1 protein-coding gene is annotated in these 549 nt (G+C 57.9%); it reads right to left on the bottom strand.

The features are described from left to right. Window positions 1-56: 56 nt before the first annotated feature. A partial coding sequence (locus IVB32_RS20230) for a tyrosine-type recombinase/integrase (RefSeq protein WP_247411051.1) occupies window positions 57-549 on the bottom strand: 493 nt, incomplete at its 5' end.

The raw sequence follows: 549 nt of genomic DNA, 5'->3' as shown, positions 1-549 counted from the left end.
TGGCCCGAAGCCGCCTTGAAGAAAGGGGCAGAGCATGTCCGCTCTGCCCAGCTAGTTCAGACGTCGACTTGCTCTGCTATTGCAAGCGCATCGTCGACTTCAATTCCTAGGTATCGGACGGTGCTCTCGATTTTGGTGTGCCCCAGAAGCAGCTGCACCGCTCGCAAGTTGCCCGTGCGCCGATAGATAAGGGTCGCTTTTGTTCGACGGAGCGAATGCGTTCCGAACAGGTGAGGATCCAACCCTATACCGGCCAGCCAGCCCGATAATAAACGCGCATATTGCCGCGTGGTCAGGCTGCACCCGGGGCCTCTACAGCCGGTGAACAGACGATCGCCAGGCTTCTTGCCGGTTGCCCTCAGGTAGTCATCGATCGCTTGACGGGTAGACTCTGTAAGTTCGAACTTGACCGGCCGTCCAGTTTTCTTCTGGCGGACGCTTGCTCTATCGGCCGCATACCCGCTTGATGCCACGTCATCGACTTTCAGGCCCACCACGTCGCACCCACGAAGCTTGCTGTCGATTGCGATGTTGAACAACGCCAGATCA

Source organism: Bradyrhizobium sp. 23 (assembly GCF_023073295.1).
Taxonomy (GTDB): domain Bacteria; phylum Pseudomonadota; class Alphaproteobacteria; order Rhizobiales; family Xanthobacteraceae; genus Bradyrhizobium; species Bradyrhizobium canariense_D.
Note: the sequence above shows the minus strand (reverse complement) of the source record. Positions and strands in the feature narration are given on the sequence as shown.